This is a genomic window from Acinetobacter sp. P1332 (assembly GCF_044057475.1).
GTDB classification, from domain to species: domain Bacteria; phylum Pseudomonadota; class Gammaproteobacteria; order Pseudomonadales; family Moraxellaceae; genus Acinetobacter; species Acinetobacter johnsonii.
Genome location: NZ_CP171157.1, coordinates 3,134,804 through 3,155,624, shown reverse-complemented (window position 1 = coordinate 3,155,624; position 20,821 = coordinate 3,134,804). Strand labels below are relative to the sequence as shown.

Genomic DNA, 20,821 nt, shown 5'->3' with positions numbered 1-20,821 from the left:
TTTTGTGACTTGATCATGCGGTGAGCATGTACCAATTTGGGGGAGTATAGTCGACGAATGATCTTTTTAAGCGAATATTAAGACATTAAATAATGAACAATTTCTCTTAAAATATGAAAAATATAATGAAATTAAACATATTATTCTTCTGAATTTTCTGCCTGTGGTGCATCTTGCGTTGGGAGGCGATATTCATCATTGGCCCATGCACCTAAGTCGATCAGTTTGCAGCGTTCAGAACAAAAAGGACGAAAGGCGTTGTCTTCCCATTGACTCATTTCTCCACAACGGGGACAAGGGAAAGTGTGTGGCATGATCGACTCCAGATAAAATTTTCGGATTGAAATAGGCAAAAACGTTGGCAGTTGTTAGACTGATGCGGTTTTTTCTTAGTTTGATCTGATTATGCCGATTCGTCAATTTCAAGCCCAGCGTATGCATGCGCCTCGTGATTTTCAAATGATCAGTCCTGATCCACTGTGTGTGGAAATTGGGGCGGGCAAGGGTAAACATGCTTTATTGTTTACGGCCAATCATCCTGAGAAAAAGCTGATTGCGGTTGAACGTACCCGTGAAAAGTTTGTGGCGATGCAGAAACAACATAGCTTAGAAGGTCAGCAGAATTTACAGCTGGTACATGCCGATGCTTTACCGTGGGTGGTACATGCCTTGCAGCCGCAGCAGGTTGAACAGTTTTTTATTCTTTATCCCAACCCTGAACCGCATAATCCTGCACAGCGCTGGTTGAATATGCCGTTTTTTGAGTTTCTGATTTCACGTTTACAAGTGGGCGGACAAATTACGTTAGCCAGCAATATTCCTGAATATATCGAAGAAGCACAGCAACAGTTGATTGAGGTGTGGAAGTTACCATTTGTAAAAGAGCGTATTGCGGATAGCTCAGCGCGCACGCATTTTGAAATTAAATATTTAGAACGTGGTGAGCTCTGCCAACAGTTGATCATCACCAAACCTGAAGGTTATCGCACGCGCTTTGACGCGTTTCAGGCCTTGCAAGGTCAGAACCCGCAGGCGCAAGCTTCGGATCAAGCTGAATAAATCATGGCAAAGCGTATTGCAATTATTGGGGCGGGCCCAGCCGGTTTGATGGCAGCAGAAGTGTTGAGTCAATATGATGTTCAGGTCGATGTGTTTGAGCAAAAACCATCTGCTGCTCGTAAGTTCCTGATGGCGGGTAAAACAGGACTAAATATCTCTCATGCCGAACCTGTGGAGCAGTTTATAGGTCGTTATGATCAAGCAGAATGGTTGGCACCTTGGATTCGTAAGTGGGATGCAACATGGATTCAAGCATGGATGAAAGGTTTAGGCATTGAGTCCTATGTCGGAACGTCTGGGCGTATTTTCCCGATTGAAATGAAAGCCGCGCCTTTATTACGTGCATGGTTGAAACGCTTGGTTGAGTCAGGCGTCAAGTTTTACTATCGTCATCAATGCCTCAGCCTCAAAGAGCATAAGCTTGAAATCAAGTCTTTGCTTAGTGATCAAGCGCATAGCCAGAGCTATGATGCGATTGTCTTGGCTTGCGGAGCAGTGTCATGGTCTCAGCTCGGTAGTGATGGCGCATGGCAAAACTGGTTGGAGGCCGATGAAATTGAGCCTTTTCAAGCCAGCAATGCTGGGGTAGAACATGAATGGTCTACCTATATGCAACCTGTCTTTGGGCAGCCACTGAAACGTATCGCGGCATGGGTGGGCGATGCGGAAAAAAGTATGGGCGATATCGTCATCACCCATTATGGCCTAGAAAGTGGTTTGGTCTATAAGCAAGGTCGAGCGCTACGTGCACAGCAAAAACAGCTCCAACCTTTAGTGTTAACGCTTGATTTACTGCCTGATGTCACGGTTCAAGAATTGGCTGTGCGTCTGAAACCCACAAAAAAACAGTCTTTAAGTAATATTTGGCGTAAAGCAGGTTTAGATGCAGCCAAGGCAAGTTTAGCGCGAGAGTTGGTTGCAAAAGATCACTGGAATCACCCTGAACAATTGGCGCAGCAGGTGAAGCAATTACAGATTCCTTTAACTGGTTTTCGTCCGATTGAAGAAGCCATTAGTTGTGCTGGCGGTGTGCGCCGTGAAGGCCTAAGCTCGCAGCTACAATTAAAATCCAATCCCGCCGTTTTTTTATGTGGGGAAATGTTGGACTGGGATGCACCCACAGGGGGCTACTTACTCACTGCATGTTTTGCAACCGGACGCGCCGCGGGTGAGGGTGTGATGCAGTATTTGAATGTGGCAAAAAATTCGCCATAAGCGATGCAACTGAAAATCAGCTGTGCTAATTTGAATAAAAAATTCAAGGAGCATCATCATGTCGGATCTTCAGCAGTATATGGGCAGCTGCCTATGCGGTGCAGTGACTTATCAAATTGATGGGCCGATTGGCGATATTATTCAATGCCATTGTCAAAAATGTCGCAAGGCCAATGGAACGGCATATGCAACCAATGCACCGATTGCTAAGGCGGATTTCAAACTGACCTCTGGTCAGGACGTCGTAAAAAAATATGCATCGAGTGCAGGCACAGAGCGCTGTTTCTGTGGCAACTGTGGTTCACCGATTATCAGCATTAAAGCTGAAACACCTGAGTTTTACCGTTTGCGGATCGGCACTTTAGATACCCCGTTACAGCAAAAGCCGACGCAGCATATTTTTGTGGCATCTCAAGCCGAGTGGGACAACATTTGTGATGCATTACCACAATATGCTGAACGCCCATAATTAGAATAGATTTAAGTGAAAGGGATCATCGGATCCCTTTTCTTTGTCCGAGATTGAGTTAGTAGCCTGTCGACATCGTATCTTGAGCTTTAGGATACTGCGACTGCCAGTGTTCAAGCTGCTCTTGGGCATGAATGAGCTCACCGAGGCCTTTCACGTTGTCATGTGGTGCTGCGGTTTTATTTTGGATGATTTTGGCTTGGTTATCCCAATATTGGTACATCAGAGTTTGAATGTAGCGCCCTTGTTCTGTTTTTAAATCCAGTGCTTTCAGCATATTCAGTGCAGACTGAATATTGTCTTGTTGACGTGTTTTTGCAAATTCATCCGTGAGCGTGCCTGACTCACGCATCTTCATGAGTTCATCTTCCATTTCATCACTCATGCTGCTAAAGCGCTGGTCATAGTCGACCAAGAGCGCAATATCGTGTGGATCATTGGCTGTTTTAGCAAAACTTTTGACGGGTTCTGAGCTAAGTTCTTGCAGAACTTTATCATCACTTGAAAGCGTGTCTTGCTCAGCACGTTCATTGGCTTTGTTACAGCCTGTCAGGATTAAGCTGCTACCTAAAAGAAGCGGCAGTAGAACCTGTTTCAATGAAAGAGTATGTGGGTTCATATTGGTGTCCTATTATTCTGCTATTTTTTGAAAGTGATAGGCATAGGTGATGTAAGGAAAACTGATTTCGTCTTGTGGCTGTTTACCCGTGTACTGCAACACAATTTGTTCAAACTGATGTTTTAAATCCTGCTGTTGTTCGAGTGGCATTGCGGCAATAAAGCTGGTCGAAAGGAGACGTTTTGAGACCACTTGTTCTACTGTACCTGTTTGCTGCTGGGCAAATTGATGCAGGCTTTTGAGCTGAAATAAGTGTTGATGTTCAAAGACTTTTTTCCATAGCCCACTATGATAACGCGGGGTATCTTCTTCTAAAGGAGCGAGCCGTTCTGCCAGAGCATTGACCCAGTCGACTTGAGTGTCGCGTTGATTCCAGACCAAGCCCAAATGCCCTTGCGGTTTTAGGACACGGTGAATTTCCTTTAAACTGTCCAGATTGGCAAACCAGTGGAAGGCCTGCGCAGATAAAACCGCATCGATACTTTGCGATGGCAGGGGCATATGGTCACTAAAGGCTTGTAAAGTTTCCACCAGTGGGTAGGCTAGTTTGAGTTGAGCCAACATTTCGGTGACAGGTTCGATGGCAGTGAGCTGTCCACTATGCGGAATCAGATAAGGCAGAAACTTTCCTGTACCCGAGGCAAGATCAATCACACGTGAATTTGCGTTTAAATGCAGTTGCTCGGTGAGCCACGCATGGATCTCTTGTGGATAACTTGGACGCACTTGTTGATAAAGTTCAGCAGCTGCGCTAAACCCGTGTTGTGCTGCAGGATGGAGTAATTGTGTCATATTTTGCGCTTTTTTATCTGCTCTGCATCTATAAAATAACACATTTGGTTCGATGAAATCGCTTATGCTGTATGGAACGAACATGACCTCACTTTATAGGAATGAAATCTCTCAGCATGGACATGGCGAAACAAATTATTTTTGAAGACGAACAGATTCGTGTCATTTTTTTACAGGGTTCATCGGACGAACTTATTTTCTCTTTTGGCGACCTGATTACCCGTGCCAAGGGAACGTCGATCAATGCAGAAAAGTCGCTAGCCAAGTTTGGCTTCAATGTGGTTGGCATTATGCCGAAACAGAAGTCATGGTTTCCAGAGTCTTCGATGTTGGCGATGTTAGAGGCAATTCGCGCTTGGATTGCCCCCTTTCAAACCCGCATTGCCTATGCGGGGTCAATGGGCGGCTATGCTGCGATTAAATATTCTAAACTGCTTGGTTTTAAGCGCGTAGTGGCTTTGGTGCCGCAGTATTCGATTGACCCAGAACAGGTGACGGATAACCGCTATAACATGTTCTATCAGCCTGAGCTGAACCATGACATGCAGGTTCAGCCGAAAGATGTCTCGGCAGAGTGTGAATACATTGTTATTTATGACCCTTACTGCCCTGAAGACCGTGCGCATTATGAAAAATTACAAACGGTCGTGCCGAATCTGAATACCCTGAACTTACCTTTTACAGGGCACGATGCGATTGCCGTTCTGGCCAGTTCAGATTTGCTACATGACTTTCTACGTCATGAGTTTGATGCACCGTATTTTTATAAAAAAATTCGTGAAGTGAAAAAGAACAGCAAGTTTTACTACCGTAAAGTGATTGAAAACTTGTTGCCACGCCATCGTTTTTCTTTGGGACGAATTCTGAAAAATAATGAGCTTGAGCTAGATAGTCAATTTTTTGATGCCAAGCTAAAACAAAGCATTATCCGCGAGTTACTCAGCAATCGACAAGTGAGCCAGACAGATCTGCTGAAACTGGGTATTCAAGTCAACTTGCCGCAAGAAAATAGCTGTCAGTTAATGGATAGTTTTGGACATGGTTTAGTATTCAATATGATCAGTCAAAAGATTGAAAGCTATGCACCAGATGCCATTGCACTGAATCATAAGTTTCTGTTGCCGATTTTTGCCAAGGGTAATGGACTGGTCCACATTTACTATAATGACATGCGCTATACCGTGGTAATGAATGACCGTCAGATTATGAAGTTGGTGCATGAACAAGCCGAATTGAGTGCTGGAATGCATCCATTGTTAATGAAAAAATACAGTGATTATTATTTGATTAGCTATAAGCAGTTTAACTTTAGCTGTGATGAATATGGTGGCTTTGATTTAGTCGAAGATATTCCTGAAACGGCGCAGTTTTTGGTGCCAAGCGATGCTGAGTCAGATGTGTTCATGTGATTTATTCATATAGGGCTTTGGTCTAAGGCCAAGCGCTTGTTTTCCGTCCTATTTGGTTTAATATGAAAGTATTGTTTATCTTTTAAACAATACGGATAAAGATCAAATAGGGTGGAAGCAATGCAAAGACATTGGTCGGCTGTATTTATAACATTACTGTTTATTTCAACATCACAAAGCGTACTGGCACAAAGTTTAGACCCAGCTTATCTGACATTCGGTGGTGGTCTCATTCTCCTGCTGATCCTGACGTTTTATGTGATTAAACAAATCAGTATTTCTATTCGTATTCATCGCAATAAGCCCGTTAAATAGCGGGCTTTTTTTCTGTATGTGGCGGCTATTTTTAGGTGGTCAAGACAGTGTTTACGTTGAAAAATGGGGCTGAGTTAGTTTAAATAAGCGTTCTATCATTATGCAGAACAACTGGACGTGAGCAATGAAAGCCGTATTTTTAGATTGTGCATCCTTAGATAAAAATGATTTGGACTTTCAAGCACTGCATGCTGTTTTTGATGAGCTAATCCTTTACCCAAGTACCGATGCTGAGACGCTTGTTGCGCGCGTGCAAGACGCAGATGTGATTATTAGCAACAAAGTGCTGCTGGATGCTAATACCTTAAAACAATGCCCCCAGTTAAAGTTGATTTTAATCTCTGCTACAGGCACCAATAACATTGATCTGCAGCAAGCCAAAGCACAAGGTGTTGTGGTGTGTAATTGTCAGGGCTATGGCACGGCAGCGGTGGCACAGCACACTTTGATGTTGATGCTCAACCTTGCAACCTCCTGCTTGCAATACGACCGCGCGGTGCAGCAGGGCGAATGGAATAAAGCCACGCAGTTTTGTCTATTGGACTACCCAATTATTGAACTTTCGGGTAAGACCTTGGGCATTTTAGGTTATGGCGAATTGGGGCAGGCTGTGGCTAAACTCGCTGAAGCATTTGGCATGCGGGTTTTGGTGGGTAATTTGCCAAACCGTCCACATGCTGACTCAACACGAGTAGGCTTTAATGACTTGCTGGCGCAATCAGATTTTGTCAGTCTGCATTGTCCATTAACCGATGATACTCGCGACCTGATTGATGCCGAAGCTTTCAAAAAAATGAAAAAAAGTGCCTTTTTAATTAATTGTGCACGTGGCGGAATTGTGAATGAAGCCGCTTTGGCAGATGCGTTAAAACAGGGTGAAATTGCGGGTGCTGCAACTGATGTATTGACCGTTGAGCCACCTAAAGAGGGTAATGTTTTATTGGAGGCTCGTCTGCCGAATTTAATCATTACACCACACAGTGCGTGGGGCAGTGTCGATGCACGTCAACGCATGGTGCAGCAGTTAGTGGAAAATGCTCAAGCTTTTCAAGCAGGGCAGCCAATCCGTCGGGTGAATTAAAGCAAATAATGACAACGAAAAAGCCCGTCAGATGATGGGCTTTTTTGCTATTAAAGCTTAGTCACTTTAATTTCTTCTTCTGCTTGAGCAGGTGTAAAGGAAGATGGTGCTTGGGTAATTGTGGGTTCATTTACTGTTTGGGGGGCGACAGGCTGTGCAGATGAGGCTGACGGTGTTTGAACCGCAGGAGCATCTACGGGTGCTGATGACGGTTGACTCAAGCTGCCTTGGTAAATGGGGGCGGGTTGATCTGTTTGACCAGTAATCACTTGCTTGGTTTCATGCAGCTTTTTATTCACATTTTGGGTGACTTGCTGTCCTGTTTCTTTGGCTTGTTCTGCGGTGTTGTTGGTGATGGTTTTTGCACTGTCCAAGGCTTGGTGTGCAGAAGGGCGAATTTTTTGGATGCCTTTTTCTGTTGCAGTCCCGACTTTTTCCGCCGTGTTAATCACACCTTCTTGAGTTTTATAAGCCCAGACATGAAAGATGTTGGGGTTTTTACCATAAGGTGTAATTGGTTTTTGCGCTTGCTGAGTGGTGGTTTCTGTTTGTGCCCATACACCTGCTGTTGTCATTAAAAGAGCGCAGAAGAGTGTTGTTTTCATCATGTTCATAAAGCAGTGTACCTCTTGGGCTATCGTGCATAAATCAGCGTTTTAGCATAAAGCCTCTTTGTGTGAATTTCATGTGCTTGGTTGTAAACAAGCGTCGTGTGCAAACGTATATAGCTAAAAAAAGAGCCCAGCATGTGGACTCTTTCAACTCTGGAGGAGTTTAACTTTTACTTCGCGCCAACAGCGGCATCGGTCGATGAACCGACTTTAGCTTTAGCAACAGGTGTATCTAGTTCCACTTGAGCCTGCCCATTTACGTCAGCACGTTTAGGTTGACCACTGACAGCCTGCTTAGTTTCCTGCCATTTTTGTTTGGTCGCTTGTTGGCCTTGTTTCGCTTTATCCGCTATATAGTGACCACTTTTTTTGGTGTTATGCTCAACAGAGTCTTTAACGTCACCTGCCTTATCTTTTACGACAGCAGATTTTTCAGCTGAAAATTCTTTGGTGTCTTGCCATTTTTCTTTGCTGAATGCTTTGGTTTTGTCGACACCATGCTCAACCGTTTCACCTGTCGAATGCGCGGCATGTTTGACATCATGTTTTAAGTTTTGCAATATGCTTGGCTGCGAGGTTTGAACTTGAACATTGGCCGATGTATTGGCTGTGGTATTTGCAAATAGGGAAGTGGAAGCTAAAAGTGCAGTGGTTAAAGCCGAAGCGGTGAGTGTCTTTGTTAAAACTTTCATCTTTGATTTTCTACCTCTTATGACAGAACCCGATGAGGAGTTCAGAACAGCAGTCATCATAGACAGAAATGAGCTCAAAAATAGCGTTTGATATGAAAGTCGCACAATGCGGCAACAGCGCATGAACAATGGGCTGAAAATTGTGTCGTTCAGTTAATTCATTAAAATTATGTAAGTTTATGAGTGGTCGTTGTTTTAAATGTAACAAGTATGAAGACTGGTGTTGAAATAAAAGATATGAAACAGAAGGTGTTTGGGAGAGAAGTCATCACTGATGTTGTACCAGTGATGACGATTTGCTTAGTTACATTGCGCTAAGGCTTCTTTTGCAAAGTGATTACGTAGTGCGAGGAAGTTTTTCTGTACTTCTGCATCGTGTAATTCAAATTTGGTTGCTGTGCTTGTACCATCGAGTGCAAAGGTTGCTGAGCCACCTGTGATGAGGGTGTAGTCACGGAACGCCCACTGTTCTACGACTTTGCCTGCTTTGAGGTTGCCGGTAAATTCGATGACGCATTTGTCTTCAAATTTGGTCAGTTTTGCTTTGTTATTAGTTGTGTCCGGATAGACTTCAATGTCTTGGACTTCTTGTAATACACCCGCTGTCAACTGTGGAATTGTTGGTTGAGATGTACATGCTGTAATAGAAAGGGCAGCAAAAGTAGCGAAAAGTACAGTTTTTAATTTCATAAGGTTCGTTCTTGTTGCGAGTTGTTAGGTTGAGTATAGGGAATTGAATTTAGCTTGCCTAGAAATTTCTATTGACTCATTTAATTCAATTAAGCTGCAATTGGATTTTGTTTACAAATAAATTCGACTAGACCAGCATTTTCAATAAAGGGGCTTTCTCTTAGTAAATTAGTATTACTTTTAAGCACCTTCTGAAGTTCAGATTTTAACAACCCGAACGTTTTTTTACCGTAAAAATATCTGGATTTGTCAGAATTATATTGAACAATAAGTTCTTGAAACTTTCTGGAATAAGCTCCATTTGCTGGTTTTCCATTATTTTTGAAATAATGATCCGTCAATCTATCAATAGAGTCTTGCTCAGATTCATCTATACATTTATGAATAATTTGATCGATTTGTTCAATCGAGAGTGAAGGATATAAATGGTGGATATGGTTTGACGAAACAAATATACTTTCGATGTCTACTCCCTGAGGTATGAGGGGGAAATATCCTTTTCCTTCAACTTTTTTTAAAATATCTTCAATTTCTTTATTATTAAGATAATCTCGATCTCTATGCATTATTACGGCAGAGTAAAACTTGAAGTGCGACATAAACCACCTAATTAATTTAAAGGGTTTATGGAGTATATAAAATTGTCATACCATCATCTTAACTTTGAAGATCGTACTGCATTAATGCTTGAGTCAAGAAAAGAAGGCTTTTCAGCCAGAAAATTTGCTGAACTCATTAAAAGACATCCTAGTACGATCTATCGTGAGCTTAAAAGAAATAGCATCAATGACGTTTATCAAGCTCGATATGCTTCTGATAACACCTTCGCTAGACGTAGACGTGGTCACAGAAAACTCAAAATCGATTCAATCCTCTGGAAATTTATTGTTGAAGCGATCCGTTGTTTATGGTCTCCTCAGCAAATAGCAAAGCGTTTAAAGACATTTCCTGATTTGGATCAAACAATGAATGTAAGCCATACAACGATTTATTCAACGATACGAGCATTACCCAAGGGTGAGTTGAAAAAAGACTTATTATCCTGTCTGCGTCATGAAAATAAAAAGCGAAAAGCTAACGGTGAACCTAAAAAAGATTCTATATTACAGGATATTAAAACTATTCATGAGCGCCCAGCCGAAGTTCAAGAAAGAAAAATACCGGGTCATTGGGAAGCTGATTTAATTAAAGGTAAAGACAATAAAAGTTCGATAGCAACACTTATTGAACGAAATACACGGCTCTGTATCTTGGCAACATTACCTGATGCAAAGGCAGAATCAGTGCGCAAGGCTTTAACTGAAGCTCTGAAATATTTACCTGCAGAACTGCGTAAAACGTTGACCTATGACCGTGGACGCGAGATGTCAGAACATAAAATACTCGAAGAAGATTTAGGCATAGATGTATATTTCTGTGACCCACATTCACCTTGGCAAAAAGGCACATGCGAAAATATGAATGGTTTAATTAGGCAATATTTACCTAAAGGGATTGATTTAAATCAGGCAGATCAGCATTATTTAAATCAAGTTGCCATGTCACTGAATACTCGTCCTAGAAAGGCGTTAGATTGGCTTACACCATTAGAGAAATTTGCTCAGCTTGTTGATTATCATATGGCTTTTGAAACTGTCGCACCTCATGTTTGAATTCGCCTACTTTAAGATGAGGTTTTTTCTTTAGTATATATTCAGCTAATTTAAAGGCAGCTGAATTGAATTGACTACTACTACCATATGACACAATTTCTAATTCATCCTCTTCTAAGCCGTGAATTTTTAAATAGCTTGATAAATATTCATGCCTTTCATCCTCTGTTAAAACTAAAAATTTAATATTATCTGTAAGGAGGCTAAGCTGTAATTTCATAGCTTCAATTTCTTGTTCACGTTCATAGATTTTTGCTATGTAAGGTGAAATTAGAGGTAATAGTCCCATTTCTTCATTTACACTTTCAATATCTTCGATTGGTTTTATTGACGTTTCATCATTATCATTTTTCTGAACTTGAAAAGTATGAACTTTTGATTTGTCATTAAGTGAATAAAAAGCTGGCGAATGAGTTGTAAGAAAGATTTGTAAATCCCTCGAGTAAGTCAGAAACTCTTTTGCTAGTTCAAAACAATGTCTTAATTCTAAATTGTTTTCAGGTTCTTCGAATCCCCAAATTGTATCAGGACTTACATATCCACGTTTTGATAATTTTTTTTCTTCCTGAGCCATGTGGTGAAGAATAATAGGAATATGTCTTATTTTTACTCCATCCCCGCGCTGAGATAGACGGTATACATTCGCATCTTTTTCAACTCCAAAATCTAACCGCGCAAATAGTTGTTTAAAATCAGATGGAACTTGTAATGTGTTTTTTATGCCTATTGCTGTATCTAAATCATTGGAAATATTTTCAGTAATTTGTCTTAGACCAAAAATAAATTGACTTCCTTTAGTTTTAATTTCATTCTCAAAACGTAAGTTTAAAACATCATGAAGTTCTTCCATTAGTTTAATAAAATAATGTTCTGATTTAACTGCTGGGACATATCTAAATCGTAATTTATCTAACCATTGATATAAGCTGTCTTTTGGTGTTAATAATTGTTCATTATCACAACGAATACGTTCCTCAACGACTAGACCATCGGGTTTCCATTTTTTTATCCATCTTATATCTGTACTATTTTTAAAACGACCTTTAGGTGGTGAAATTAAAAGATCGATTCTTATTTCATGCCTTGTTCCGCGTCCAGTATTTGCTTGAAAACAATAATTATCTTCATATCTGAATTTAGTATTTGAATCTGTTTCATTATTAAAAAAGAGGTTTAATGCTCTTAAAACATTAGATTTTCCTTGATCATTTTTTCCTACAAAAATATTAAGGTCTATAGTCTTTATTTTTGTTAAACCATTAATTGATCTAAATTTACGAATATCTATTTGTTTTATAAATTGCATAAAATCTTTTTAATTAAAAAACCCGCTATCAAGATAGCGGGTTTTTTAATTAATTACAATCTGTAACAGTTAGTGCTGTAATACCGAAATATCCGCAACACTGGTAAACAAATCACGTAACTGAGCCAGTAAACGTAAACGGTTTGCTTTCAAGTTGCTATCATCTGCCATCACCATTACGCCATCAAAGAAAGCATCAATCGGCGCACGAAGTGCAGCTAACTTAGAAAGTGCAGCGGTGTAGTCTTTCGCAGCTAAAAGCGGTTGAACTACAGGTAGAACATTTTGAATCTCTGCATAAAGTGCTTTTTCAGCATCTTCAACCAGTTTAGACTCAACAATCTCACCCGTAGGTGTAGCTTCTTTCGCCAAGATATTGGCAACACGCTTATTCGCAGCGGCCAAAGCAGCAGCTTCAGGCAGGCTACGGAAATGATTCACCGCAGTTACACGCTTATCAAAATCAAGTGGTGATTTTGGAGAAAGTGCTTGAACTGCTTGAATCACATCAACGGCAACGCCTTGGTCTTCATATTTCGCACGGTAACGACCTTCAAGGAATGCAACAGCATCCGCCAAAGTCTTGTCGTGGTCTTTCAATACATCGCCATAAGCAGCCAAAGCAAGCTTGATCAATTCTTCAATTGAAATATCAAGATTATTTTCAGTCACTAAACGCAAAATACCAATCGCAGAACGACGTAAAGCAAACGGGTCTTTCGAACCTGTAGGCGCTTGACCAATACCGAAAATACCTGTGAGCGTATCTAAACGGTCAGCAAGGGCAATCGTTGTACCTGTTTTGGTTTGCGGTAAAACATCACCCGCAAACTTAGGTAAATATTGCTCACCTAAAGCTTCCGCAACTTCATCATTCTCGCCTTCAATACGTGCATAGTAAGTACCCGCAATCCCTTGAAGTTCTGGGAATTCGCCAACCAATTCAGAAGTTAAATCACACTTTGCAAGAAGTGCTGCTTTTTCAGCATCTGCAGGATTTGCGCCCGTGATCGCAGATAAAGCCACAGCCAATTTAGCAATACGTTCAGATTTATTCCAAAGCGTACCTAACTGTGCTTGGAAAACCATATTGGCTAATTTTTCTTTACGAGATGCAAGTGGTTGTTTTTGATCTTGTAAGAAGAAGAATTCTGCATCAGACAAACGAGGGCGTACAACTTTCTCATTCCCTTCAATGATTTGAGTCGGATCTTTAGACTCAATATTTGAAACAGTAATGAAGTAAGGTTGAAGTTTATTGTCAGCATTTACCAAACAGAAATACTTTTGGTTGTCTTGCATGGTGGTGATCAATGCTTCTTGAGGCACAGCAAGGAAGCGTTCTTCAAAGCTCGCACGAAGCGCAACAGGCCATTCAACCAATGCGGTTACTTCATCACGAAGGTCGCTTGGAACGATCGCAATCGCATTCACTTCATCAGCAAGTGCTTTGACTTGTTGATCAATGATCGCTTGGCGTTCTTCAAAATTTGCTACAACTTTTGCAGCACGAAGTGCATCTAAGTAAGCATCTGCATTGGCTAAAGTAATCGCTTCAGGTGCATGGAAACGATGACCATAAGTCACATTACCTGCTTTATGATCCTGAATGGTTGCATTAACCACATCATTGTCTTTTAACAATACAACCCATTTTACAGGACGAACGAATTCGGTACGGCTTGCCGCAGAACGCATACGTTTTGCAATTGGAAGGTTATCTAAAGCAGTTTGTAAAATTTGTGGTAGTAAAACGTCAAGACTTTGACCTTTCACATCTTTTAGGTAGCAAACTTTTTCAACTTTACCGGCTTGGAAAGTTGAAACTTGATCCGCAGTAATGCCTTGACCACGCATAAAGCCTTCAAGTGCTTTGGTTGGCTTACCTTCAGCATCATAAGCAGCTTGTACAGCAGGGCCGTCAAAACGTTTTTGAGTATCTGCTTGAGCACCATCTACATTGATAATTTTCAATGCCAAACGACGAGGCGCTGCATAGGCTTCGATAGAATCAAAAGCTAAACCTGCATCTTTTAAGCCTTTTTCTGTTTCAGCTTGCAATGCATCACGTAAAGTTTTTAAGCTTTTTGGTGGAAGTTCTTCACAGCCAAGTTCAAATAAAACTGTATGTTTAGACATTATTTGTTCTCCGCTGATTTTTCTGCTTGAGCCGCTTCTGCTTCAACCTGAGCTTTCAATTGAGCTAAAACTTCATCACGTAAATGTGGTTCTGCCATTGGGAAACCAAGCTTGGCACGAGCCGCCACATAGCTTTGTGCAATTGAACGTGCCAGAGTACGAACACGTAAAATATAGCGTTGACGCTCGGTTACAGAAATCGCACCACGTGCATCGAGTAAGTTAAAGCTGTGTGATGCTTTAATGACTTGTTCATAGGCAGGAAGTGGTAATTCTGCTTCAATTAAACGAGATGCTTCGGCTTCATAGAAGTCAAATAATTCAAACATTTTGTCGACTGGTGCGTATTCAAAGTTATAGGTTGATTGCTCAACTTCGTTTTGATGGAATACATCACCATAAGTCACTGTACCAAACTGACCTTTGGTCCAAACAAGATCGTAAACAGAATCGACACCTTGTAAGTACATTGCCAAACGTTCAAGACCGTAAGTGATTTCACCTGTTACTGGGTAACATTCAACACCACCGACTTGTTGGAAGTAAGTAAACTGAGTCACTTCCATACCGTTGAGCCAAACTTCCCAACCTAAGCCCCAAGCGCCGAGTGTTGGCGATTCCCAGTTGTCTTCTACGAAACGAATATCGTGAGTGAGGGTATCAATACCAATGGCTTTTAACGAGTCTAGGTAAAGCTGTTGGATATTATCTGGGTTTGGTTTTAGTACCACTTGGAATTGGTAATAGTGTTGCAAACGGTTTGGGTTTTCACCATAACGACCGTCTTTAGGACGACGTGAGGGTTGAACGTATGCTGCGTTCCAAGTTTCAGGCCCAAGTGCGCGTAAGAATGTTGCAGTGTGGAATGTCCCTGCACCCATTTCCATATCGTAAGGTTGTAAAATGACACAACCTTGTTCAGCCCAGTAGTTTTGTAAGGCAAGAATTAAGCCTTGGAATGTATCAATATGCGATATGGCGCGACTCATGCAGCATCCATTATAAATATAAGAAAAAATTGGTTCTAAGTATAAGGATTTTGCGAGTGAGTGGCAAAGGGTTCAGCAGGATTCATTCATTTAAAAATTTAACTGTGGTGGTTGCGTGAGAGAAGTCAGATAGCACGATTTTTGTATGTTGAAAAAGATTGAGCTGCGTGTATTACATAGACCGTCTTTTCTCTGGTTTGAGCCAAATTGCCCGAGTTTGCTATATTAAATTTCTGCACAATAAAACCAAGAGCACCCTCATGCCAAAATTTTATCATCAGATCCTTGTTCTGCTGGCTACGTTCAGTGGAGCGGTTCACGCACAGCAGCAAGAGGCCGAGCTGGATGTTTATAATCAATGTGTCGAGCAAACCATTCAAGAGCAGCAACTGGCAGGGATTAACAATAGCGTGGTACAAATTTGTGCGGATCAAGCCAAACAGGGCTACGAAAAGCAAATTGTGGCATTACTCGATCAAATACGGGTGCAAAGTGCCGAATGGCAGCAGCCTGAACGTTATCAAGCCATTTTGAAATCACAACGCTTGTGGAAAGCCTATGTTGAGCAAGAGTGTGATAATGCAGGCCAGTATGTTGGATCGCCTATGTATGCTTTTTGTCCTATGCAGCAGTGTGCTGAACGGGTTGTACAGTTACAGCAATACGTTCACTAAAGAATTCAGTAGAATTACTCATAAAAATAAGATGTAAAATAGATGCATCTTATTAGTGAGACCACGTATAATTTTGCACCGGTTAAGTGCGAAAAAGTAGAAGGGTGGCTGTGTTTCATATGCAACTTGAATGGTTAAATACCTTAAAACCGAATTTTAAAGTGTTACCGCTAAAGGAAAGAATGCTCTGTGGTTTAGGTGCATTGTTGGGATTAGCACTGTCTTCACTCATAAGTTGGTGGCTTTTGGGTGGGATCAATGCATGGTATATCGCCCCGATGGGTGCGTCCTCGGTGTTGCTTTTTGCCGTACCAGCCAGTCCTTTGGCTCAGCCATGGAATATTGTGATTGGGAATACGATTGCAGCAGTAATTGGGGTGACCTGCGCACTCTATATTTCCAACTTAACAGAAGCATTTAGTGTTGCTGTGGCTTTGTCGATTATTTTGATGATGACGACAGACTCTTTGCATCCACCGAGTGGTGCTGTGGCGATTACAGCGGTGTTGGGAGGCGAGACGGTACACGAGTTAGGTTATCAGTTTGTGTTTTATCCTGTTTTACTCAACTCGATCTTGCTTCTCGTGATTGCGATTGTGTTCAACCGTTTACTCGGGAAGCAATACCCAACCGTGGCGCAAGTCAATACGCGTAGCACCGATCCGACCCCAACCCAGAAGGTCACGATCCAACCTGAAGATATTCATCAAGTTTTAGCCCAAGAAACACAGTTGCTCGACATCAGTGAATATGATTTACAAAAACTGATTTTAAAAGCCCAAGCGCAGGCCGATACTCGCTTTCATATAGACCTACGTTGTCGGGACATTATGAGTAAAGATGTCCTGTGTTTATATGAAGATGAAGACATTCAAGTCGCTGTGGAAAAATTTAAACAGGTCAATCTAATGAGTTTACCTGTGTTAAATCGAGCTGAACAAGTATGCGGCACCTTGGCTTTATATGAAGTGGTGGAGTGGTTCCAAAAGGCGACGGATTTGCGTACCTCTTGGCAAGATCAAGTCAAGCACATTATGAAACGTCAGGTGGTCACGGTACAGCCTGATCAAGAACTACAAGATTTGATCCCGTACTTTGTTGAACGTTCTTTTAACTATATTCCTGTGGTTGAAAATAAGGCGTTGGTCGGCATCATTAGCCGTGCTGATATGATTGCAGCGTTGTATCGTCTGTTGCAACATCGCTAAGTCATGTGAGTGTCGTAGGCAAAAAAAAAGCTACGACACTTTGGGGGAAGTTGTCGTAGCATAAAAAGAAACTTTTTTGAGACGAAAGATGTGCGCCTATGGGTTGTGATGATCTGGATTAACGGTACGCATCGTATTGCTATAACCTGATCGGGCCTGTGGAGAATGCTCGATTTGGTCTTTTTGTTTCGGCATCACCAGCCAAAGAATCAGGTAAACCAAAATTCCGGGGAATGCTGCACTTAACAGTGAAATGGTGATGAAAACAATACGAAGTAAATTTGCGTTCCAACCAAAACGTTCAGCAATACCACCCATCACACCAGCAATCATGTTCGAGCGGTTTGAGCGATATAAACCAACATTGGCCATCTAGGTCTCCTTAAAAATTAAAATCTGAGTGGCTTTATGCACTCATAGTTTAAAAATGGAGATGGAATTAGGTTTTTAAAGGTGGCGGAGTCGATTAAAAAGTAAAGTTATGTAAAGAGATAAAAGCTATGGTTTTGATCGGGATTAAAATGTGCTCTCTTTGGTGTTGAGCTAGCTGCTTAAAGTCAGCAAGTCATTTGAATCCGAGAAAACACCAAGGGTCAGGATGGAAAAACTCGTGATGGTTATGGATATTAATCACGTGCAGGAAGTGAGTGTGGAATGAAGTTGAAACGAAAGCATCAGGGTTTGATTGGCGCATTACTGCAAGGAGCGGTGGCGCTAATCGGTGTATCGTTAGCTGGCTGTGATGGTGGGCTGTCGGAGGCATCACAACAACATGAAAATAGCACGGTAGGGGACGCTGCTGTTTCGCCTGAGTCAGGGAAGAAGCTGACTGAGGTGGCAGGACGGGCAACCATGCAAGATGATTCGGAGTATGCACCTCGTACGCTTGATATTAGTGAACAGCAGTTTATTGGGCGTTATCGCACACAAATTCAATGTGATGGTTATTTTTTCCCTTGTGAAACAGGGAAGGCTGATTTTATTCTCAATTTTTTACCTGATGGTACGGTGCATCGCAGCATTGTGCGTTTGGGTAAGGTCTTTTCAGAAAAACAACGCCCTGGCTTTTCAAACTTAAGTTATCGCCGTGATACATGGACCATGAATAAAGAGCGAACAGAGTTGATTGTGCATCGTAAAGAGGGGATTAATTTTTATTATCGCGTGGTGGATTCGCAAACGCTGCAAATGGATTTAGATAAAAGTAATAATCTAGATGCCACTAACCAAAAATTGTATGCACGAGGTTTTCCGAAATTAGAGCGTGCGTATACATTAAAGCGTGAGCCTAATTCATAGTTAAAATGGAATTGGGCAAAGCAACAGAATAAGACTGAAGAATAAAAATAGTGAAGAAATGAACAGCGTGCGAATTTTATGACTTAAATAGCATGTCGCTAAATAAACGTCATATCAATGCAATTAAAGAGGATTTAAATAAATGGTGGGTCGTCCGCGATTCGAACGCGGGACCAACGGATTAAAAGTCCGCTGCTCTACCAGCTGAGCTAACGACCCTGAGCAAGGTATGCGAAAGAGTATTCGCTGAAAGTTTAAAAAAGAAATTTTTAAAGCATTCGAACCTGAGCAGGTTTGTAAAATTAGATTTTACAAGAAAGATGGTGGGTCGTCCGCGATTCGAACGCGGGACCAACGGATTAAAAGTCCGCTGCTCTACCAGCTGAGCTAACGACCCATCAAGGGTATCAAAGGAATGGTGGGTCGTCCGCGATTCGAACGCGGGACCAACGGATTAAAAGTCCGCTGCTCTACCAGCTGAGCTAACGACCCATATCATTTGATGGAGCGTATTGTAGCAAGATATGCATCGAGCGCAAGTAAAAAATCGCAAACTTGTTGATGTTTGATTATAAATACAACAAATTTGCGATTAGGTAGCTAAAAAACAAGCAATTCGAGTTTAGAAGCGATATTGATAGGCTTGAATGTTATCAAAGACTTGTTGCGTTAAATCTGCATAGGTACTGCTGTTGGGTAACAGGACCAGCAAGCGTTCATCCGTTTTTTTCGGGTCAAAGGCTTGTTCTTTGAGCTTGTTCTTTTGGTATTTAAACGTTCCTGTAGTTTCAACTTGCTTTTGTACGCGTAAGAAAACGGGTACAGCATAGGCAGGCAGACATTTTTTAAAGCTCACGAGCATTTGGGATAAATCCTGCTCATTCAGTTCAGCGCCGTCTGCCAGTGTAATCGCAGCCATTCCCGCACGACCATTGGTGTTTGGAATTTCAACACCATATACTACAGCTTCGGTGATTTTGTCATATTCACTAACCATGTTTTCAACTTCAGTCGTGGACACATTTTCGCCTTTCCAGCGGAAGGTATCGCCTAAGCGGTCGACGAATTGGGCATGACGGAAACCAATGTCGCGGACTAAGTCCCCTGTGTTGAAATAAGCATCGCCAGACTTGAAGACATCTTTAAGAATCACTGATTTATTTTTTTCAGGGTCGGTATAGCCATCAAAAGGGGAGCGGCGAGTAATTTTACCGATCAATAAACCAACTTCGCCTTTTTTGACCTTGATACAGCCACCTTTGGCATCATAAACAGGCGCATTTTTTTCTTTATCAAACTGGATAATGGCATAAGGCGTGGGTGAAAAACCGACAGTGTTGTCAAAGTTAAATACATTGCTAAAGCCGACATTGCCTTCACTTGATGCATAAAGCTCTAAAATTTCTTCAATACCAAACCGCTGTTTGAATTTGTCCCAAATATTCGGACGCATGCCATTGCCGATCATTTTGGTGACACGGTGGCCTTTTTCTAACGCTGAAGGTGATGCATCCATGAGGTAGCGACATAACTCACCGACATAGCCAATGGCAGAGGCATCGAACTTTTGCACATCTTTCCAAAAAGCAGAAGTGGAGTACTTACGGCGTAAAGCCAAGGTGCCCGCACCCGCAATCACGCCACACCAACACACCACAATGCCCGTTGCATGGTACAGCGGCAAGGTGACATACATCACATCGTCTTTACCGAGGTTGAGTACGTGCCCGTAGGTTCCATAAGCCAACGTCCAGCGGCTATGTGTGAAAATAACGGCTTTAGGTAGACCGGTTGTACCTGAGGTGTAAATATAAAATAAGCCATCTTTACCCAACACACTGTGTGTGGTTGGGGTATTGAATTTGGCAAAGGCATCAATTTTTTCAGCAAGATTACTAAAACCTTGCGGTGCAAGGTCTGCATCTTTTTGGGTTTCTTGGTCAGCAAACCAATAGAAACGATCCGCAGAGAGATTTAAATCATGACGGATTTCATCAACTGCGGCACGGCATTCTTCACCCACGATGACTGCGATGGGCTTGACTAGATTAATACTATGCGCCAGCACTTTACCGACTTGAGAGGTGTTGACTAAAGCCGCAGTAACGCCAATTTTGGCAAGTGCAATCACGGTTGCAACCAATTCAGGACGGTTTTCAATCATCACTGTGATGACATCCCCCTTTTTTGCCCCGATGGATAAAAAATAATGCCCGATTTGGTTTGCCCATTCGTTGAGGGCTTGGTAACTAAATTTTTGATCTTCAAAAAGCAAGGCCATACCGTGAGGGTTGCGCTTCACTGCTTTTTCAAAAGCAATCCCGAGACCTGCTGGGGTGTTTGGGGTCCGTAAATATGCTTGTTTTAATCCACTGAGTAAGTTGGGAACTTTACTGATGAATTGAGGAAGTTTTGCTGCAACGTCGGTAATACCAATGAGGTCATGTGATGGGTGTTGGCTCATATGAATCCTAATTATTTTATGCAATCCAATGCGTTTGAATAGTGCTCAGTTTCTACACTTGTTCTTTTAATCGTTTCGGTCTAGTGCAATCAACCTAATCTGACGAAAATAACAAAAAAACCTAGCCACTGACATGAC

Annotated in this window: 22 protein-coding genes and 3 tRNA genes; 10 read left to right on the top strand and 15 right to left on the bottom strand. The window is 41.8% G+C overall.

All coding sequences use genetic code 11. The features are described 5' to 3' along the window. Window positions 1-140 precede the first annotated feature (140 nt). Window positions 141-314 carry a DNA gyrase inhibitor YacG gene (locus ACFN7Z_RS15565; RefSeq protein WP_004692619.1) on the bottom strand — a complete coding sequence of 58 codons (174 nt, stop codon included), beginning with the start codon at window positions 312-314 and terminating at the stop codon, window positions 141-143. 85 nt (window positions 315-399) lie between these two features. Between ACFN7Z_RS15565 and ACFN7Z_RS15560 the strand changes: the two genes are divergently transcribed. Genes ACFN7Z_RS15560 through ACFN7Z_RS15550 form a run of 3 tightly spaced genes read left to right on the top strand, consistent with a single transcriptional unit; the run spans window position 400 to window position 2,743 of the window. After that, window positions 400-1,059: an SAM-dependent methyltransferase gene (locus ACFN7Z_RS15560; protein ID WP_171056730.1), complete on the top strand. Its 660-nt coding sequence runs from the start codon at window positions 400-402 to the stop codon at window positions 1,057-1,059. A gap of 3 nt (window positions 1,060-1,062) precedes the next feature. Then, on the top strand, window positions 1,063-2,274 hold the full coding sequence (locus tag ACFN7Z_RS15555; protein WP_010325807.1) for a TIGR03862 family flavoprotein: 1,212 nt from the start codon (window positions 1,063-1,065) through the stop codon (window positions 2,272-2,274). A 58-nt stretch (window positions 2,275-2,332) separates the two neighbouring features. Then, complete coding sequence (locus ACFN7Z_RS15550) at window positions 2,333-2,743, top strand: GFA family protein (protein WP_010325808.1); 411 nt, start codon at window positions 2,333-2,335, stop codon at window positions 2,741-2,743. A 58-nt stretch (window positions 2,744-2,801) separates the two neighbouring features. Here ACFN7Z_RS15550 and ACFN7Z_RS15545 read toward each other — a convergent pair whose 3' ends face one another. After that, window positions 2,802-3,362 (bottom strand): hypothetical protein, encoded by a 561-nt coding sequence (locus tag ACFN7Z_RS15545; protein ID WP_010325809.1) that lies wholly within the window; start codon window positions 3,360-3,362, stop codon window positions 2,802-2,804. Window positions 3,363-3,374: 12 nt separating this feature from the next. After that, window positions 3,375-4,154: a class I SAM-dependent methyltransferase gene (locus ACFN7Z_RS15540; protein ID WP_010325810.1), complete on the bottom strand. Its 780-nt coding sequence runs from the start codon at window positions 4,152-4,154 to the stop codon at window positions 3,375-3,377. A 122-nt stretch (window positions 4,155-4,276) separates the two neighbouring features. Here ACFN7Z_RS15540 and ACFN7Z_RS15535 point away from each other — a divergent pair, with 122 nt between their 5' ends. From ACFN7Z_RS15535 to ACFN7Z_RS15525, 3 genes are all read left to right on the top strand, one after another. After that, window positions 4,277-5,563 carry a hypothetical protein gene (locus ACFN7Z_RS15535; RefSeq protein ID WP_029574932.1) on the top strand — a complete coding sequence of 429 codons (1,287 nt, stop codon included), beginning with the start codon at window positions 4,277-4,279 and terminating at the stop codon, window positions 5,561-5,563. Between the two features lie 120 nt (window positions 5,564-5,683). Continuing rightward, window positions 5,684-5,878, top strand: coding sequence for a hypothetical protein (locus ACFN7Z_RS15530; protein WP_004692607.1), 195 nt, complete (start codon window positions 5,684-5,686; stop codon window positions 5,876-5,878). Between the two features lie 124 nt (window positions 5,879-6,002). Continuing rightward, the gene (locus tag ACFN7Z_RS15525; protein WP_010325812.1) at window positions 6,003-6,959 is read left to right on the top strand and encodes a 2-hydroxyacid dehydrogenase; all 957 of its coding nucleotides are present in this window, start codon (window positions 6,003-6,005) and stop codon (window positions 6,957-6,959) included. A gap of 50 nt (window positions 6,960-7,009) precedes the next feature. Here the strand turns inward: ACFN7Z_RS15525 and ACFN7Z_RS15520 are convergent, their stop codons facing one another. From ACFN7Z_RS15520 to ACFN7Z_RS15505, 4 genes are all read right to left on the bottom strand, one after another. Then, the gene (locus ACFN7Z_RS15520) at window positions 7,010-7,573 is read right to left on the bottom strand and encodes a hypothetical protein (RefSeq protein ID WP_010325813.1); all 564 of its coding nucleotides are present in this window, start codon (window positions 7,571-7,573) and stop codon (window positions 7,010-7,012) included. Window positions 7,574-7,740: 167 nt separating this feature from the next. Next, on the bottom strand, window positions 7,741-8,262 hold the full coding sequence (locus ACFN7Z_RS15515; RefSeq protein WP_010325814.1) for a hypothetical protein: 522 nt from the start codon (window positions 8,260-8,262) through the stop codon (window positions 7,741-7,743). A 300-nt stretch (window positions 8,263-8,562) separates the two neighbouring features. Further along, on the bottom strand, window positions 8,563-8,952 hold the full coding sequence (locus ACFN7Z_RS15510; RefSeq protein WP_004978867.1) for a hypothetical protein: 390 nt from the start codon (window positions 8,950-8,952) through the stop codon (window positions 8,563-8,565). A gap of 89 nt (window positions 8,953-9,041) precedes the next feature. Further along, window positions 9,042-9,551, bottom strand: coding sequence for a hypothetical protein (locus tag ACFN7Z_RS15505; RefSeq protein WP_395442186.1), 510 nt, complete (start codon window positions 9,549-9,551; stop codon window positions 9,042-9,044). Between the two features lie 84 nt (window positions 9,552-9,635). On the opposite strand from ACFN7Z_RS15505, the gene ACFN7Z_RS15500 reads away from it, so the two are divergent. Further along, window positions 9,636-10,604 carry an IS30 family transposase gene (locus tag ACFN7Z_RS15500; protein ID WP_005804963.1) on the top strand — a complete coding sequence of 323 codons (969 nt, stop codon included), beginning with the start codon at window positions 9,636-9,638 and terminating at the stop codon, window positions 10,602-10,604. Here the strand turns inward: ACFN7Z_RS15500 and ACFN7Z_RS15495 are convergent. The 3 genes from ACFN7Z_RS15495 to glyQ form a co-directional block, all read right to left on the bottom strand. Beyond that, window positions 10,531-11,910 (bottom strand): ATP-dependent nuclease, encoded by a 1,380-nt coding sequence (locus ACFN7Z_RS15495; protein WP_395442184.1) that lies wholly within the window; start codon window positions 11,908-11,910, stop codon window positions 10,531-10,533. The two genes, ACFN7Z_RS15500 and ACFN7Z_RS15495, sit on opposite strands and share 74 nt — an antisense overlap. A 69-nt stretch (window positions 11,911-11,979) precedes the next feature. Then, on the bottom strand, window positions 11,980-14,049 hold the full coding sequence (gene glyS, locus ACFN7Z_RS15490; RefSeq protein ID WP_010325816.1) for a glycine--tRNA ligase subunit beta: 2,070 nt from the start codon (window positions 14,047-14,049) through the stop codon (window positions 11,980-11,982). Next, entirely contained in the window at window positions 14,049-15,038 is a 990-nt protein-coding gene (gene glyQ / locus ACFN7Z_RS15485; RefSeq protein ID WP_010325817.1) for a glycine--tRNA ligase subunit alpha, read from the bottom strand. Before glyQ ends, glyS begins: the two co-directional genes overlap by 1 nt. Before the next feature lie 260 nt (window positions 15,039-15,298). On the opposite strand from glyQ, the gene ACFN7Z_RS15480 reads away from it, so the two are divergent. Together ACFN7Z_RS15480 and ACFN7Z_RS15475 are read left to right on the top strand one after the other, a co-directional pair. Continuing rightward, complete coding sequence (locus ACFN7Z_RS15480; RefSeq protein WP_010325818.1) at window positions 15,299-15,712, top strand: lysozyme inhibitor LprI family protein; 414 nt, start codon at window positions 15,299-15,301, stop codon at window positions 15,710-15,712. A 110-nt stretch (window positions 15,713-15,822) separates the two neighbouring features. Further along, complete coding sequence (locus tag ACFN7Z_RS15475) at window positions 15,823-16,920, top strand: HPP family protein (protein WP_010325819.1); 1,098 nt, start codon at window positions 15,823-15,825, stop codon at window positions 16,918-16,920. 96 nt (window positions 16,921-17,016) lie between these two features. Here the strand turns inward: ACFN7Z_RS15475 and ACFN7Z_RS15470 are convergent, their stop codons facing one another. After that, the gene (locus tag ACFN7Z_RS15470) at window positions 17,017-17,292 is read right to left on the bottom strand and encodes a PspC domain-containing protein (protein ID WP_005400889.1); all 276 of its coding nucleotides are present in this window, start codon (window positions 17,290-17,292) and stop codon (window positions 17,017-17,019) included. A 282-nt stretch (window positions 17,293-17,574) separates the two neighbouring features. On the opposite strand from ACFN7Z_RS15470, the gene ACFN7Z_RS15465 reads away from it, so the two are divergent. Next, entirely contained in the window at window positions 17,575-18,219 is a 645-nt protein-coding gene (locus ACFN7Z_RS15465) for a hypothetical protein (RefSeq protein WP_010325820.1), read from the top strand. A 143-nt stretch (window positions 18,220-18,362) separates the two neighbouring features. Here the strand turns inward: ACFN7Z_RS15465 and ACFN7Z_RS15460 are convergent. The 4 genes from ACFN7Z_RS15460 to ACFN7Z_RS15445 all read right to left on the bottom strand — a co-directional run bounded on the left by ACFN7Z_RS15460 (window position 18,363) and on the right by ACFN7Z_RS15445 (window position 20,683). After that, a tRNA-Lys gene (locus tag ACFN7Z_RS15460) sits at window positions 18,363-18,438 on the bottom strand. Between the two features lie 102 nt (window positions 18,439-18,540). Then, window positions 18,541-18,616 (bottom strand) — tRNA-Lys (locus tag ACFN7Z_RS15455). Between the two features lie 19 nt (window positions 18,617-18,635). Then, window positions 18,636-18,711, bottom strand: a tRNA-Lys gene (locus ACFN7Z_RS15450). 130 nt (window positions 18,712-18,841) lie between these two features. Beyond that, entirely contained in the window at window positions 18,842-20,683 is a 1,842-nt protein-coding gene (locus tag ACFN7Z_RS15445; RefSeq protein WP_010325821.1) for a long-chain-acyl-CoA synthetase, read from the bottom strand. Between the last annotated feature and the right edge of the window lie 138 nt (window positions 20,684-20,821).

Excerpts from the sequence above, each read along its gene's own strand:
- ACFN7Z_RS15565 (WP_004692619.1), bottom strand. The coding sequence starts at position 314 with ATGCCACACACTTTCCCTTGTCCCCGTTGTGGAGAAATGAGTCAATGG.
- ACFN7Z_RS15555 (WP_010325807.1), top strand. The coding sequence starts at position 1,063 with ATGGCAAAGCGTATTGCAATTATTGGGGCGGGCCCAGCCGGTTTGATG.
- ACFN7Z_RS15550 (WP_010325808.1), top strand. The coding sequence starts at position 2,333 with ATGTCGGATCTTCAGCAGTATATGGGCAGCTGCCTATGCGGTGCAGTG.
- ACFN7Z_RS15545 (WP_010325809.1), bottom strand. The coding sequence starts at position 3,362 with ATGAACCCACATACTCTTTCATTGAAACAGGTTCTACTGCCGCTTCTT.
- ACFN7Z_RS15540 (WP_010325810.1), bottom strand. The coding sequence starts at position 4,154 with ATGACACAATTACTCCATCCTGCAGCACAACACGGGTTTAGCGCAGCT.
- ACFN7Z_RS15535 (WP_029574932.1), top strand. The coding sequence starts at position 4,277 with ATGGCGAAACAAATTATTTTTGAAGACGAACAGATTCGTGTCATTTTT.
- ACFN7Z_RS15530 (WP_004692607.1), top strand. The coding sequence starts at position 5,684 with ATGCAAAGACATTGGTCGGCTGTATTTATAACATTACTGTTTATTTCA.
- ACFN7Z_RS15525 (WP_010325812.1), top strand. The coding sequence starts at position 6,003 with ATGAAAGCCGTATTTTTAGATTGTGCATCCTTAGATAAAAATGATTTG.
- ACFN7Z_RS15520 (WP_010325813.1), bottom strand. The coding sequence starts at position 7,573 with ATGAACATGATGAAAACAACACTCTTCTGCGCTCTTTTAATGACAACA.
- ACFN7Z_RS15515 (WP_010325814.1), bottom strand. The coding sequence starts at position 8,262 with ATGAAAGTTTTAACAAAGACACTCACCGCTTCGGCTTTAACCACTGCA.
- ACFN7Z_RS15510 (WP_004978867.1), bottom strand. The coding sequence starts at position 8,952 with ATGAAATTAAAAACTGTACTTTTCGCTACTTTTGCTGCCCTTTCTATT.
- ACFN7Z_RS15505 (WP_395442186.1), bottom strand. The coding sequence starts at position 9,551 with ATGTCGCACTTCAAGTTTTACTCTGCCGTAATAATGCATAGAGATCGA.
- ACFN7Z_RS15500 (WP_005804963.1), top strand. The coding sequence starts at position 9,636 with ATGCTTGAGTCAAGAAAAGAAGGCTTTTCAGCCAGAAAATTTGCTGAA.
- ACFN7Z_RS15495 (WP_395442184.1), bottom strand. The coding sequence starts at position 11,910 with ATGCAATTTATAAAACAAATAGATATTCGTAAATTTAGATCAATTAAT.
- glyS (WP_010325816.1), bottom strand. The coding sequence starts at position 14,049 with ATGTCTAAACATACAGTTTTATTTGAACTTGGCTGTGAAGAACTTCCA.
- glyQ (WP_010325817.1), bottom strand. The coding sequence starts at position 15,038 with ATGAGTCGCGCCATATCGCATATTGATACATTCCAAGGCTTAATTCTT.
- ACFN7Z_RS15480 (WP_010325818.1), top strand. The coding sequence starts at position 15,299 with ATGCCAAAATTTTATCATCAGATCCTTGTTCTGCTGGCTACGTTCAGT.
- ACFN7Z_RS15470 (WP_005400889.1), bottom strand. The coding sequence starts at position 17,292 with ATGGCCAATGTTGGTTTATATCGCTCAAACCGCTCGAACATGATTGCT.
- ACFN7Z_RS15465 (WP_010325820.1), top strand. The coding sequence starts at position 17,575 with ATGAAGTTGAAACGAAAGCATCAGGGTTTGATTGGCGCATTACTGCAA.
- ACFN7Z_RS15445 (WP_010325821.1), bottom strand. The coding sequence starts at position 20,683 with ATGAGCCAACACCCATCACATGACCTCATTGGTATTACCGACGTTGCA.